The following is a 13,506-nucleotide window of genomic DNA, read 5'->3' on the forward strand; positions in this document are numbered from 1 at the left end:
TGAACGTAGGGTCGCCATTCATGGCGACCGATTGATAATTTGATTGAGGGGATTAATGCGTAATGCTACTGACCAACGCATCCTGGCCGGAGATCATCACGCAGTTGCGCCCGGCATTTTTCGCCTGATAGAGCGCGGCATCGGCCTGTTTAAGACTCTGCTCCTGCGAACCACTTTCCGGCTGCCAGTCGGCAATGCCCACCGACAGCGTGACATTGCCGACCTGATCGATCCAGTTTTCCGCGATGCTGATGCGCACACGCTCGGCCAGAATACGCGCATCTTCGACCGAGGTCGCAGGCAGCAGCATCAGGAACTCTTCCCCGCCGCTACGGCACACCACATCGGTTTGACGTGCGCTGCCGCGTAAGGTTCGCGCCACATGTTTAATGACGTCATCACCCACGTCATGACCAAAGGTATCGTTGACCCGTTTGAAGTGATCGATATCCAGCGCCAGCACCGAGAACGGTTGGCGCATAGTGGTGAAGTAGTCAAGCACCGCGCTCAGGCCACGGCGGTTAAGCAGATTGGTCATGGGATCGCTCTGCACTTCCGATTTCAGGCGACCAATTTTGTCCTGCACTAAACCAATGCCGGTAAGCAGCGCGCGTTTGACCTGCGCCGCTTCGAAATACCAGGCACGAATGCCGCCAATCTCGCTCGACACACCTTGTGAATCCATCTGGCTGGCTTTACGCGCCAGCTGCCACAGCGGCAGCGCAATCAGTCGCGCCAGAATCACCGCCACCAGCAAGGTCAGCAGCGCAAACGGCACCGAGTTTTTCAACACTTTCAGCAGTAAGCCGGTGAGCGGCGCCAGTGTGACATCAGTCGGTTTTAACGCCACCACCATCCAGCCGGTGGTGGGCACGATGGCGTAACCGGCCAGCTTAGGTACGTTCTCTTCTGTCAGTTGCACTTCACCGTTGGTTTTCTCTTCGCGCTGGCGATCGCTGACGATGCCCGGCACGCTTTTGCCAATGAGCTGGCTGTTCTGGTGATAGAGCACCTGATTATTGCGATCCAGCACGTAAACATGCGTGCCATCGCGATAGAACTGCTCGCCGAGCAGCGCGTTGAGGATGCTTTTCTTCTTCAGGTAGATGGTGCCGCCGACGTAGCCAAGGTAGCGTCCGTCTTTGCTCCAGATTGGCCAGGAGACAAACACAATCAGGTTATTGGCGGCGGAGATGCTGGGTCTGCTGACCATCGGCTGACGCTGCGCCAGTGCTTCACGCGAAGCCTGGCTGGTCAGCTGCATGCCTTTTAGCATCAGCGATTCGGGTGAAATGGCTTTCACGATGCCGTTGCTGTCCACAACGGCCACCGAGTTAAAGCTGTTGGTTTGCTCACGCAGGCGATTCACCTCCTGCTGCGACAGATCGGCATTATCAAAATCATTACCCAACTGTGTCGCGCTGTAGTGCAGCTGCGACTGAGCCAGCTGAAAGAAGACCTCGGTGGTCGCCGCCAGTTTGGTGGCGTAGGCGCGATTGGCTTCGAGTGTACTTTCGATCAGGACCATACGTTGCACGCGCCAGGTGGCGTACAGGGTGTTGGCGAGCGTGATGACGATGCTGGTGATCGCCAATAGCGCGATCAGCGTTCGCAGGTCAGTTTTTGGCCGCAGGCGCATTAGCATGGCGCGCCGGCCTTAGTGGATAGATTCATCAATATGTGTGCCTGACAGTCTTGTTATTGTTGGATGCACTTGCCCTGGTGAGCTAACGGGCGATTGTACACCCACAACGCAAATTGAGCACGAAGCATCCTGTCAGCCATACCGATTTCTTTCTCTGCGCTGGCGCTAATCGATCAAACCATTGGCATCGTAAAACGGCCACGGACCAGGGTAATTGCCGATAGCACACAAATGGGTGCTCATGCCCTGCTGCGGATGCCAGCGATGCAGCAAGAAGCCCGGCGGCTCCAGCACAAAATTGGCTGGGCCATTTTCGGCGAGATCAAACGCCACCTGATGCGATACGCCCGGCGCCACACAGGCCAGGGTACCGGCAAAACGTGCCTGCACTGAGCGATGCAGATGGCCGCTGAGCACGCGTTCCACCTGCGGATGACGCTGGATAATCGCCGCCAGCGCCGCCGGATTGCGCAGCGGTTGGTTATCCATATGTTCTATGCCGCAGAGAAACGGTGGATGATGCAGCATCACCAGCGTCGGCAAATGCGGCTGGCGCTGCAACTGCTCATCAAGCCAGTGCAACTGCGCTTCATCCACATAGCCCCACGGCTGCTGCGGCACGCTGGAATCAAGCGCCAGCAGTTGCACCCCTTTCACTTGCATCTGCCAGTTCAGGGTTTCACCGCGCTGCAGATAGTGATGATCTGGAAACGCCGCACGCAGCGCCTGGCGATCGTCGTGATTGCCTGGCATCAGCAGAAACGGCAGTTGCAGCTGGCGCAGCGCCTGCTTCAACGTTTGATACTCTTCTGCCGTGCCGAAATCGACCAGGTCGCCGGTGATCACCACTATGTCGGGGCGCGGTGCCAGCCGGTTTAGCGTCTCGATAACCCGCAGCAGCGCGGCTTGGGTGTCGACTTTTTTGTAGGACAAACGGCCGTTGGCCTTGATGTGTAAATCGCTGATTTGTGCGATTAGCGTCATTGCTTCAGACACGAATTTTTTCCTTTGGATATTAAACGCAGGTCGGTCGCCATTAATGGCGACCCTACGACGGTACATAGATTTATGGCGACCGGACCGATTATGAAAACTGCAGCGCAGCGTCCTGCGCCAGCGTCCAGCTCACCGCTTGTCCGGCATGCCAGGCTTCACGCGCGTGGCGATCCACCTGAATCGGTGTGGCCAGCCCGATATCGATCATCAGCCGCTGCGACGCGCCCAAAAAGGTGCTGGCGACAATAAAGCCCTGGCGCTGATAGCGATCATCGCTGGCCAGCAGCACATCTTCCGGACGGCAGAAACGCTGCGGATTGCCGCGTGTATCGACATCCACGCAGTTAATCGCGCCAACAAAATCGGCGACAAATTTTGATGCCGGATGCTGATAGATGTTCTGCGGCGTATCGATTTGCACCAAACGTCCCTGCTCCATCACCGCAATACGGTCGCCGAGCGCCATCGCTTCCTGTTGATCGTGCGTCACGTAGACTGCGGTGATCGCCAGCTTCTTCAGCAGCGCGCCGATCTCCAGACGCAGACGATCGCGCAGGCGCGCATCCAATGCCGCCAGCGGCTCATCAAACAGCAGCACTTTAGGCCGCGCAGCTAATGCGCGCGCCAGCGCCACGCGCTGCTTCTGCCCGCCGGAGAGTTTGTCGATGCTGCGCTGTGCCAGCGCGGTGAGATCCACCAGCGCCAGCATCTCCTGCACGCGCGCTTCGCGTTCGGCACGCGCCACGCCCTGCACTTTCAGACCGTACGCTACGTTCTCGGCCACATTGAGATTCGGGAACAGCGCGTAGTTCTGGAACACCATGCCGACGTTGCGTTTTTCAATCGGCAACGCGGTAACGTTGCGATCGTCAAACCACACTTCGCCGCCGACGTCGCAGCTCTCCAGCCCACTGATAATGCGCAGCGTGGTGGTTTTGCCACAGCCAGACGGCCCCAGCAGCACCAGCGTTTCGCCGGCATGAACGGTGAGATCGAGCGGTTGCAGCGCCTGATGATGATTAAAGTGACGTGCGCAGCCGCGCAGCGTCACGGTAACGGCCGCAGGATTCATGCTGCCTCCTTGTGTTGGCGCGAAACCGCGCGGTTAAGCCAGTGATTCACGGCATTAAGCATCAGCAGCAGCGGCAGAATCATCAGAATGAAAATCAGCGTGTAGGCGGAACCCACTTCCAGCCGCATCGATGCGTAGCTGTCGGCCAGGCCAACCGGCAAGGTTTTAGTCAGCGGCGTGTGCAGCATCCAGGTGATGTTGAATTCGCCCACCGACAGCGTGATCACCATAAAAGCACCGGCCAGAATGCCGTTGCGGCAGTTCGGCACCACCACGGTAAAGAAGCGCTGCCACAAGCTAGCACCAAGGCTGGCCGAGGCTTCTTCGAGGCGCGGCATATCCACCGCCTGCATCACCGCCAGCACCGGCCGCATCATAAACGGCAGGGTAAACAGCACGTGACCAATCAGGATAAACAGCCAGCTATCGCGCAGGCCGGAAAACTGGCCGTAGAGCAGAATGATACCGAGCGCGGTCGCCAGACCGGGCAACGCCACCGGCAGCATCAAGCACTCTTCAATACGCGCCGCCCAGCGGCCCGGCGCTTTCAGCAATCCCCACGCGGCAGGCACGCCAATCAACAAAGTGACTAAAAGGCAGAACAGCGCGATCAGCAGCGACAGCCAGAAGGTATCGGCGTACATCTGCCACACTTGCTCCACCCACTTCAGCGTGAAGCCGCTGCGCAGGCCGATAAAATAGTTATTGGTGACGCCCGCCAGCATCGACAGCACCACCGGCACGATCATAAACAGCGCGGTGATGGCGGTGATCAACAGTTGCAGGCTAAACAGTCCACGACGCTTCATGATTGCGCCTCCCTAGCCTGCGCCAGACGGCGCGCCAGCATCAGCGCCAGCCAGGCGAATCCGCCCATCAACACCGACAGCGCAGCGGCGGTGGCAAAGTTGGCGTAGTTGGTGAACTCGCCGTAAATGGTCAGCGGCAGCACCGCCAAATCGGTGCCGAGCGTAAAGGCGGTGCCAAAGGCGCCCATGCTGGTGGCGAAACAGAGCGCACCGGTAGAGAGCAGCGCCGGTTGCAGGCCGGGCACAATCACATCCCAGGTGATGCGCCACTGGCTGGCACCAAGCGAACGCGCCGCTTCTTCCAGCGAGCGATCGAGTTTTTCACTCGCCGCCACCAGCGTGACGATGGCGCGCGGTAGCGAGAAATAGAGGTAACCAATAAACAGCCCCGCCAGCGAATAGGCCAGCGTCCAGCGCTCATGCACCAGGCTCATGCTGATTTGCGCCAGCAATCCCTGACGCCCGTCCAGCATCACCACCAGAAAACCCACCACCACACCGGGAAACGCCAGCGGAAAGGTCAGCAGCGCCAGCAAGGTGCCGCGCCCGGTAAAGCGCTGACGCGCCAGAAAACAGCCGACGATAGCGGCAATCAGCAAGGTCACCAGCGTCACCGCCAGCGACAGTAGCACGGTGTTCAGCAGGCTCAGCAGATAGTGCGGCTGGGTGATCACCGTCCAGTAACCGCTGTGCTGGGTGCTGCGGTCGTCCTGCATGCCGATTTGCAACAGGCGGGCAAACGGCAGCAGCCAGAAAGCGCAGAAGAACAGCAGCGCGGGCAGCGTCAGCCACAGCCAGCGGCTGCCCGGTTGTGTAGGTATCTGGCGGCGCGAGGCCGCCAGGGTGTCAGCCATCGACATTAACGGATCTCGCTCAGGTATTTCGCCGAGAAGGCTTTCTGCGCATCGGCCATCTGCTGATAGTTCACGGTTTGCGCGCGCGCATAATCACTGTCTGGCAGGAAGAATTTCTTCGCCTCTGCGGACATTGCCGAGGTACGTACCGGACGCAGGAAGGCATTGGCCCAAATCGCCTGCCCTTTATCCGACAACACGTAGTCGATCACTTTCCTGCCGTTGTCTGCGTGCGGCGCGTTCTTCACCAGGCTGATAACGTACGGCACCGTGACCGTGCCCTCTTTCGGAATCACAAAGGCGACATTGGCGTGATCTTTATATTTGGCGCGATAGGCGTTGAAGTCGTAGTCGAGCAGGATGGGAATCTCACCGGAGATCAGGCGCGCGTAGGCGGTTTGCTTCGGTACGATTGGCTGGTTTGCCTGTAATTTTTTGAACCACGTCAGCGCGGGCGTGAAGTCATTCATATTGCCGCCCTTCGCCTGGTTGACCGCTACGGCCGCCACGTAACCGACAAAGGCGCTAGCCGGATCGAGGTAGCCGATCATCCCTTTGTATTCTGGCTTCAGCAGATCGTCCCAGGATTGCGGCACCGGCGCGCCACCCAGCGCATCGACGTTAACCATAAAGCCCATGGTGCCGGAGTGCAGCGCCACCCATTTGCCGTCGGGATCTTTCATTCCGGCTGGGATCTCGTCCCAATGCGCGGGCTTATAGCCGCTGATGACACCGGCGCTGTCCGCCTGGATGCCAAAACTGACGCCGTAATAAACCACATCTGCCACCGGATTACCCTTCTCCGCCACCAGCTGCGCCAGCGCCTGACCGGAGTTTTTGTTGTCCTGCGGCACCTGAATCCCGGTATCTTTGGCAATGGCGTTAAGCTGGGTTCCCCAATCCGCCCACTCGGGAGGACAGTTGTAGCAAATTGCCGTCTCAGCGGCCTGGGTGAAACTACTGAACAGCGAACCGGCGGTCAGTGCGAGCGCCCCGGCAATGATGGTGACTTTTTTCATGATGGTTCCCTGATATTGGCAATGGAAGAAAAAGCGGTTGCTGGCGCGGCGATACTGGCGCCGAGCCTTAATCGATGTGGCAGCACGCGCGTGCCGCGGCTGGCTTGTTGTAACAGCATGTCGATCGCCCCGGCGCCGAGCATGTCGGCGGGTTGCGTCACGCTTGCCAGCGACGGCGCGATGTGCTCGCCGATATCGATGCCATCAAAACCCATCACCGACAGCTGCTGCGGAATGCGCACACCGGCGCGCGCGGCGTCACCAATCAGGCTGATGGCGAGCAGATCGTTAGTACAAATCACCGCGCTCAGCGGCGTGTCGCCACTCAGCTGCGGCTGCAGCAGCGCGAAATCAGATTGGGTATGGCTGGGCATTTCGATCACCGGCAGCGCGTCGAGTCCGGCTTGTTGCATCGCATCGCAATAGCCCTGATAGCGCAGACGTACGCGATCCGATTGCAGCATCGGCCCGGCCACCATGCCGATGTGGCGATGGCCGAGCTGCAGCAGATGTTCAGTGGCTTCTTGCATCGCCTGGCGGTTATCGACGCAAATGGCGGGCCATTGGGTTTCCTGCGGCACGTTGTGCGTCAGGACAAACGGCATGCTGGCTTGATGCAGCGTATGCAGGATGGCGCTGTTATCGGCGTCAGCAACGGTGAGAACCAAACCGGCCACGCGCTGATTCAGCATATGTTCCACAATCGCCGCTTCGCGTTCTGGTTGATAATCGCTGGTTGCCACCAGCAGACCGTAACCGGCGGCACGCGCCTGCCGCTCCATCGCTTGCAATTGGCGGGCGAAGATTGGATTGAGCAGCGACGGCAGCAGCACGCCGAAGGTAGTTGAACTCTGGGTACGCAGTTGGCGGGCAATGTGATTCGGGCGAAAGCCGAGCTGCTCGGATGCGCTCAACACTTTTTCCAGCGTGTCAGCACGTAGCAGATGCGGATCAGAGAAAGCGCGTGCAGCGGTAGCGCGAGAAACGCCAGCCAGTTTGGCCACGCTGATTAAATCGGACATGTTCGCCTCGTAAAGTGCCAATGAGATCGATCTCATTGGCGCTTAAACTAGCGGCGAACTGTGACAGCAACATCGCGGATAAATGACAGCGAGATGACAGCAGCGCGAACTGCTGTCAGGCAGGAATTACAACATCAGGAAGGCATAACCTTCGTTTTGCAGCGACGCCACGGTGGTGCCGCTCGACAGCGTGTGGGTGACGCGCGTATCAATCCAGTCACGTTCCAGCTGATGGAAAGCCACCGACTGATCGCAAATGGTCACCTTCACGCCGGCTTTTCTCAGCTCATCAATCAGCTTGAGATTCGGGTTATCGGTGCCGTACGCTTTGCGGAACTGATCGTTGTTCAGCGCCGCAGGAACCGCATCGCTGTTGATCGACACCACAAACTTCAGCTGATCGAGCGGTACACCCGCCGCGTAATAAAGGTTGGTTACGCGCGCCACACGCTCCAGCCCGAGGTTGGCCTGGTGAATATCCCCTTCATTACGGTTGATCTGGAAGACGATTTTATTGCTCAATCCCGGCGTGGTGGCCGGATTGTAGTCCGGCACACTCACATAATGGATTTTGCCGTAGCCGTCGATCGCCGGCGTGCTCCAGAAGTCAGCCGGTTCGGTTTTCTTGTCGGCAAATTTATCGCTGACCTTGTCGACCAAATCGGGCAGTTGTAATACATTGCCGCCGACAAAACCTGCCAGGGCCGCAATAACGATATAGGATGCTGGACGCATTTCACTTCTCCTGTGCCTGAGATTTACATCTGTAAGAGTGCATAACCCTGATTTTCCAGCGTCGACACGGTGGTCGGGCTGGAGAGTGCATGAATCACCGATGGGTCAATCCACTCTTTCGGGAAGTGATGGAACGCCACCGACTGATCGCACACTGAAACTTTCACGCCCAACTTATTCAGCGCGCCAATCAGCGCCAGATTGGGGTTGTCTGCTTTGTAGAACTGCTGGAAATGCGCGTTATCCAGCATCGCAGGCGTGGCATCACCCGTAACCGACACCACAAAGTGCAGGTCGTCGGCCGGTACGCCCGAAGCGATATAGAGATTGACCACGCGCGCGACACGTTCAAGACCAAGATTTGGCCGCGTCATCTCTCCTTCACTTTTGGTGATTTGAAACACCACTTTGTTGCTTAAACCCACCACCGGTTTAAAGGCGGCATCCGGCTCATAATGGATTTTGCCGTAGCCGTCGACGGCCGGCGTGCTCCAGAAGCCGTCGGGATCGGTAGGTTCGGCAGAAAAATGGCTGACAACACGCTGATATAAGTCATCACCTTTGCTCACGGTGGCGCCAACAAAGCCACCGACAATCGCAATAAGGGCGTATGAGACTACAGAACGCATAAAAACTCTCCGGCATGCACTGCGCGTCAATTCACAGTCCGTTTGAATAAAGTGCTTTATCTATACCACAGCGTGAGCATGGCAAAAGTCCTGTAGTGACGGGCTGTCCGGCTGAATGGTTGCGTGCAAAATAATTAGCAGGGTTAATTGAAAAAGGCTTTCGATTGACGCTTTGGCAGGCGTTGAGAAAAGAGTGGCCGTGAAATTGTGGCCATAATTCAGAAGGGATACGTTTACGTGCGTTTAAAATCTGTCCGATGATTACTGTGCAAATTGCCTTTCACACCACAATCACGATTAAAATCACTGATGGATAAAACGGGCCAACCGCGCTGATATGCCGCTTCTTTTCAGAGTAAACCTGGAAAAGTTCATGCCAGGCTCAATAATTTTGAGCAACTTTACGTAACTTTAACTTTTGTGGGTGAAGAAGCCTGTTTAAATCGCGGCGTGCTGTTCAATTTTTTGCTGCAACTTCGTCATGCTGTAACCCTTTTTTCATTTAAAGCTTATGAATCTTCATCGTTTGCTTGTCGCCGCAGTCTGGTTAAGATAGAGCGCGTTCAGTGAATGGGAAAATAGTGCAGAACATCTGAACCACTTACCTGTCTAATTTTGGGTGACTTTTACAGGATCAAGGCATGTTTAACCGGTTGAAAAAATCACTGCTGGCGGCCCTTATTCCTACGCTGCTGCTGACGCCTGCGCTGAGTGCGCGCGCTGACGTCAGTGATACGCTGCCCGACATGGGCACCACAGCAGGTTCGACGCTCTCGATTAATCAGGAACTGCAGATGGGCGACTTCTACGTGCGCCAGCTGCGCGCCAGTGCGCCTCTGATTAACGATCCGCTGTTGAATCAATACATTAATGAGCTCGGTCAGCGTCTGGTGGCGCATGCCAACTCGGTACGCACGCCGTTCCACTTCTTTTTGATTCAGAACGATGAACTCAACGCCTTTGCCTTCTTTGGCGGCAACGTGGTGCTGCATTCGTCGCTGTTCCGTTACACCGATAACGAAAGCCAGCTGGCATCGGTGATGGCGCATGAAATCTCGCACGTCACCCAGCGCCATCTGGCGCGCGCCATGGAAGAGCAGCGACGCAATGCGCCGCTGACCTGGGTCGGCGCATTGGGATCGATTCTGCTGGCGATGGCCAGTCCGCAAGCGGGCATGGCGGCGCTGACCGGTACGCTGGCGGGCGCGCAGCAAGGCATTATCAGCTTTACTCAGGGCAACGAACAGGAAGCTGACCGCATCGGTATTCAGGTGCTGCAACGTGCCGGTTTCGATCCGCAAGCGATGCCGACTTTCCTGCAGAAGCTGGCGGATCAGAGCCGCTTCTCCTCCAAACCGCCGGAAATTTTGCTGACGCACCCGTTACCCGACAGTCGACTGGCCGATGCGCGTAACCGCGCCAATCAGATGCGTCCGGTGGTGGTGCAATCGTCGCAGGATTTCTACATGGCGAAAGTGCGTTCGCTCGGCATGTACGCCACGGGCCGCAATCAGCTAACCGATGACCTGCTGAATGAATACGCCAAAGGCAATGTGCGCGAGCAGCAGGCGGCGCAGTACGGTAAAGCGGTGCAGTTCCTGCAGGCCAAAAGCTTTGACAGCGCCAAACGGGTGATTGCGCCGCTGCTGGCGAAACAGCCGGATAACGTCTGGTTCCTCGATATCATGACCGACATCGACATCGGCCTGAATCAGCCGCAGCAGGCGATCGCCATGCTGAGCAGCGCCAAAGGCAGCAGCACCAATCCAGTGCTGCAACTGAACCTGGCTAACGCCTATGTCGAAGCGAAACAGCCAGCCAACGCCAGCCGTATCCTCAATCGCTACACCTTTGCACATCCAGACGACGTTAACGCCTTTGATCTGTTGGCGCAGGCTTCGGCGGCGCAGGGTTTACGGGATGAAGAACTTTCAGCGCGCGCTGAGGGGTTGGCGCTCAACGGCCAGCTTGATCAGGCGATCTCCACCTTAAGCAGCGCCAGCGCCCAAGTACCGCTCGGCAGTTTGAAACAAGCGCGCTATGACGCCCGCATCGATCAGTTCCGTGAACTGCAGAAGCGTTTTAAGGTTTATCAGAAAGGATAGATTTTGTAGGGTCGCCATTCATGAACTGCACCCCAAATGTTGGACCATAATCTGACATTGAAGGTGCAGCTCTATGACAACAAAATATCCCATCGAATTTAAACTCTCGGCCATTCACTATTTTCTTAGCGGCCATGCCGGTATTGATGGAACGGCTAAGCACTTCAGCATTGCCCCTACTAACCTCCGCCGCTGGGTTGCGCGCTATCAGCATCACGGTGAGCAGGCTTTGCTTCCCCGCGGGCACCGGCGTTATTCTTCTGACTTCAGGGTCCAGGTGGCGCATTATGCTCTGGCTCATACCGGTGAGTCATACGCTGCGGTTGCGGCGCGTTTTAATATCAGCTCACACAAAACGGTTGAATCCTGGGTCCGCCAGTACAGCCTTAAAGGTCACTATGCTTTCCCGCCCGAAAACAGCACGCGGAGAACACCAATGTCAGGCAAAGAAAAATCACCAAAACCAGTCGGGTCAATGACGCCGGAAGAGCTGCTTAAGGAGCTCGAATACCTGCGTGCCGAAAACGACTATCTGAAGGTCATGCAGGAGATTATCCTGGAAAAAAAGCGCCGGGAGCGGGAGAAAAAGCCGCAGCCGTGACGCTGCTGCGCACGCGGCATCGCCTGCCGGTGCTGCTGAGCGTATCGCGGCTGCCAAAAAGCACTTTTTTTTATCAGCTTGCCCGCCAGCAGGCAGCGGATAAGTACGCAGAGGTGAAGGCGCTTATCGTCAGGCTGTCAGAGGAGCATCGCAGTGTTTATGGCTACCGGCGCATGGGCTGCCTGCTCAGGCAGCACGGCTGGGCGCTGAGCGGGAAAACCGTGCTGAAGCTGATGTCGGCGCTGGGTCTGCAGTCGCCGGTAAGAAAGAAGAGATACCGGTCCTGTCGCGGGCCCGAGGGGCGGACAGCCGGCAACGTGCTGCAGCGCAACTTCCGGGCACAGGCACCGAACGAGAAGTGGGTAACGGACGTAACGGAGTTCAGCGTTGCGGGTGAAAAATGCTACCTGTCCCCGGTTCTGGACCTGTATAACGGCGAAATCGTGGGCTGGGAAACGGCGCGTAAGCCGCTGATGCCGATGATAAACGGTATGCTGAGCAGAGCCTTACAGCATCTGACGGGCGAGCAGCGTCCGCTTCTTCACAGCGATCAGGGCTGGCAGTATCAGATGCCGGAGTATCAGCGGCGCCTGGCGGAAAACGGGATAAAACAGAGCATGTCGCGCAGAGGAAACTGCCTGGACAACGCGGTGATGGAAAACTTCTTCGGTCATCTGAAGTCGGAAATGTTTTACCTGAAGAAATACCGTGACGTAGAGGAGCTGGAGAAGGACATCGGAGACTATATCCACTTCTGGAATACTAAGCGGATAAAAATGGGGCTGGGTGGGCTGAGTCCGGTAGCGTACAGGACTCAGCATTACGCAGCGCTTTAACTAAACGGTCCAGGTTATGGGGTTCAGTTCATTCATGGCGACCGCCGGTTTCAACATATCAAAGGAATGCCCAAACTATGGTCAGCATTTATCACAACCCGCGATGCAGCAAAAGCCGCGAGACGCTGGCGCTGTTGCAGGAAAAAGGTATCGAGCCTGAAGTGGTGCTCTATCTTGAGACGCCGCCCGATGTGCCAACGCTACAGCGCCTGCTGCAACAGCTCGGCATGCACAGCGCACGCGAACTAATGCGCCGCAAAGAGGATCTGTATAAAGAGCTGGCTTTAGCGAATAGCGCGTTAAGCGAGGATCAGCTGCTGCAGGCGATGGTGGATCATCCGAAACTGATCGAACGCCCAATCGTGATCAATGGAGAACAGGCGCGCATTGGCCGTCCGCCTGAAGCGGTGCTGGAGATTCTCTAAAGCTCCAGCGCTTCTTTAACAAAGGGAATGGTGAGTTTGCGCTGGGCGCTGATGGAGGCGCGATCGAGGCGATCCAGCGTATCAAACAGCGTGCGCATCTCACGGTCAAGGCGTTTCAGCAGGAAGCGCCCGACATCTTCCGGCAACTCAAAACCACGCAGTCCAGCACGCAGCTGCATCGCCTGTAATTTGTCGTCATCCGAGAGCGGCTGCAAACGGTAAATCTGCCCCCAATCGAGGCGTGACGCCAGATCCGGTAAGCCGAGATTCAGCTGGCGCGGCGGTCGATCGCCGGTAATCAGCAAACGCGTTTTACCGATTTCCAGAATGCGGTTGTAGAGATCAAAGATCGCCATTTCCCACTCCGGATCGCCTGCAATGCACTCGATATTATCGATGCACACCAGCGCCAGATTCTCCATACCTTCCAGTACTTCCGGCACAAACCAGGTGCGCTTATCCAGCGGCACATAGCCCACCGCTTCACCGCGCGCCGAGAGTTCCGCACAGGCTGCGTGCAGCAGATGACTGCGGCCACCGCCTTCGCGCGACCAGAAATAGAGATAGCTACCGTGTTGCTGAGAAAGTGCGCCTTGCAGCGCCGCCAGCAGAGACGTGTTTTCCCCCGGCCAGAAACTGGCGAAGGTTTCATCATCGGGTAAATAGAGTGGCAATGAGAGCTGTGCCGGCGTGTTCAGAAGTACCTCAACGGATGAGCGGGCAGAAAACCGCGCAAGTTTATCACGATCTTTGCCGGA

Annotated in this window: 13 protein-coding genes; 3 read left to right on the plus strand and 10 right to left on the minus strand. The window is 57.1% G+C overall.

What is annotated here, in order from left to right:
• Positions 1-52 precede the first annotated feature (52 nt).
• The 9 genes from AC6I8A_RS14405 to AC6I8A_RS14445 form a co-directional block, all read right to left on the minus strand.
• Complete coding sequence (locus AC6I8A_RS14405) at positions 53-1,645, minus strand: sensor domain-containing diguanylate cyclase (protein WP_256697077.1); 1,593 nt, start codon at positions 1,643-1,645, stop codon at positions 53-55.
• A 165-nt stretch (positions 1,646-1,810) separates the two neighbouring features.
• Positions 1,811-2,629, minus strand: a complete 819-nt coding sequence (locus AC6I8A_RS14410; RefSeq protein WP_497818957.1) for a phosphodiesterase — start codon at positions 2,627-2,629, stop codon at positions 1,811-1,813.
• Positions 2,630-2,729: 100 nt separating this feature from the next.
• The gene (locus AC6I8A_RS14415; protein ID WP_154155710.1) at positions 2,730-3,713 is read right to left on the minus strand and encodes an ABC transporter ATP-binding protein; all 984 of its coding nucleotides are present in this window, start codon (positions 3,711-3,713) and stop codon (positions 2,730-2,732) included.
• Complete coding sequence (locus AC6I8A_RS14420) at positions 3,710-4,522, minus strand: ABC transporter permease (protein WP_256697080.1); 813 nt, start codon at positions 4,520-4,522, stop codon at positions 3,710-3,712. Before AC6I8A_RS14420 ends, AC6I8A_RS14415 begins: the two co-directional genes overlap by 4 nt.
• Positions 4,519-5,382, minus strand: a complete 864-nt coding sequence (locus AC6I8A_RS14425) for an ABC transporter permease (protein ID WP_497818697.1) — start codon at positions 5,380-5,382, stop codon at positions 4,519-4,521. The genes AC6I8A_RS14420 and AC6I8A_RS14425 overlap by 4 nt, the downstream gene beginning before the upstream one ends.
• Positions 5,382-6,395: an ABC transporter substrate-binding protein gene (locus AC6I8A_RS14430; protein WP_497818698.1), complete on the minus strand. Its 1,014-nt coding sequence runs from the start codon at positions 6,393-6,395 to the stop codon at positions 5,382-5,384. Before AC6I8A_RS14430 ends, AC6I8A_RS14425 begins: the two co-directional genes overlap by 1 nt.
• Positions 6,392-7,417, minus strand: a complete 1,026-nt coding sequence (locus AC6I8A_RS14435; RefSeq protein WP_497818699.1) for a substrate-binding domain-containing protein — start codon at positions 7,415-7,417, stop codon at positions 6,392-6,394. The genes AC6I8A_RS14430 and AC6I8A_RS14435 overlap by 4 nt, the downstream gene beginning before the upstream one ends.
• Positions 7,418-7,543: 126 nt before the next feature.
• Positions 7,544-8,152, minus strand: coding sequence for a DsrE family protein (locus tag AC6I8A_RS14440; RefSeq protein WP_008108337.1), 609 nt, complete (start codon positions 8,150-8,152; stop codon positions 7,544-7,546).
• Positions 8,153-8,175: 23 nt separating this feature from the next.
• Positions 8,176-8,781: a DsrE family protein gene (locus AC6I8A_RS14445; protein WP_008108336.1), complete on the minus strand. Its 606-nt coding sequence runs from the start codon at positions 8,779-8,781 to the stop codon at positions 8,176-8,178.
• Between the two features lie 641 nt (positions 8,782-9,422).
• Here AC6I8A_RS14445 and bepA point away from each other — a divergent pair.
• The 3 genes from bepA to arsC all read left to right on the plus strand — a co-directional run bounded on the left by bepA (position 9,423) and on the right by arsC (position 12,748).
• The gene (gene bepA / locus AC6I8A_RS14450) at positions 9,423-10,886 is read left to right on the plus strand and encodes a beta-barrel assembly-enhancing protease (RefSeq protein WP_256697085.1); all 1,464 of its coding nucleotides are present in this window, start codon (positions 9,423-9,425) and stop codon (positions 10,884-10,886) included.
• A 73-nt stretch (positions 10,887-10,959) separates the two neighbouring features.
• Positions 10,960-12,323 (plus strand): IS3 family transposase gene (locus AC6I8A_RS14455; RefSeq protein ID WP_497817907.1). Its coding sequence is split into 2 segments (ribosomal slippage): positions 10,960-11,455 and positions 11,455-12,323, totalling 1,365 coding nucleotides; the frame shifts between segments, so codons are not numbered across the junction.
• 77 nt (positions 12,324-12,400) lie between these two features.
• A complete protein-coding gene (gene arsC, locus AC6I8A_RS14460; RefSeq protein WP_436332562.1) occupies positions 12,401-12,748 on the plus strand; it encodes an arsenate reductase (glutaredoxin) in 348 nt (115 codons plus the stop codon).
• On the opposite strand, the gene hda is transcribed toward arsC, so the two are convergent.
• The gene (hda, locus tag AC6I8A_RS14465; RefSeq protein WP_036649513.1) at positions 12,745-13,446 is read right to left on the minus strand and encodes a DnaA inactivator Hda; all 702 of its coding nucleotides are present in this window, start codon (positions 13,444-13,446) and stop codon (positions 12,745-12,747) included. The two genes, arsC and hda, sit on opposite strands and share 4 nt — an antisense overlap.
• Positions 13,447-13,506: the final 60 nt, after the last annotated feature.

This window comes from Pantoea sp. X-Soil-ISGK-275 (genome assembly GCF_059730795.1).

Excerpts from the sequence above, each read along its gene's own strand:
- AC6I8A_RS14405 (WP_256697077.1), bottom strand. The coding sequence starts at position 1,645 with ATGCTAATGCGCCTGCGGCCAAAAACTGACCTGCGAACGCTGATCGCG.
- AC6I8A_RS14410 (WP_497818957.1), bottom strand. The coding sequence starts at position 2,629 with ATGACGCTAATCGCACAAATCAGCGATTTACACATCAAGGCCAACGGC.
- AC6I8A_RS14415 (WP_154155710.1), bottom strand. The coding sequence starts at position 3,713 with ATGAATCCTGCGGCCGTTACCGTGACGCTGCGCGGCTGCGCACGTCAC.
- AC6I8A_RS14420 (WP_256697080.1), bottom strand. The coding sequence starts at position 4,522 with ATGAAGCGTCGTGGACTGTTTAGCCTGCAACTGTTGATCACCGCCATC.
- AC6I8A_RS14425 (WP_497818697.1), bottom strand. The coding sequence starts at position 5,382 with ATGTCGATGGCTGACACCCTGGCGGCCTCGCGCCGCCAGATACCTACA.
- AC6I8A_RS14430 (WP_497818698.1), bottom strand. The coding sequence starts at position 6,395 with ATGAAAAAAGTCACCATCATTGCCGGGGCGCTCGCACTGACCGCCGGT.
- AC6I8A_RS14435 (WP_497818699.1), bottom strand. The coding sequence starts at position 7,417 with ATGTCCGATTTAATCAGCGTGGCCAAACTGGCTGGCGTTTCTCGCGCT.
- AC6I8A_RS14440 (WP_008108337.1), bottom strand. The coding sequence starts at position 8,152 with ATGCGTCCAGCATCCTATATCGTTATTGCGGCCCTGGCAGGTTTTGTC.
- AC6I8A_RS14445 (WP_008108336.1), bottom strand. The coding sequence starts at position 8,781 with ATGCGTTCTGTAGTCTCATACGCCCTTATTGCGATTGTCGGTGGCTTT.
- bepA (WP_256697085.1), top strand. The coding sequence starts at position 9,423 with ATGTTTAACCGGTTGAAAAAATCACTGCTGGCGGCCCTTATTCCTACG.
- arsC (WP_436332562.1), top strand. The coding sequence starts at position 12,401 with ATGGTCAGCATTTATCACAACCCGCGATGCAGCAAAAGCCGCGAGACG.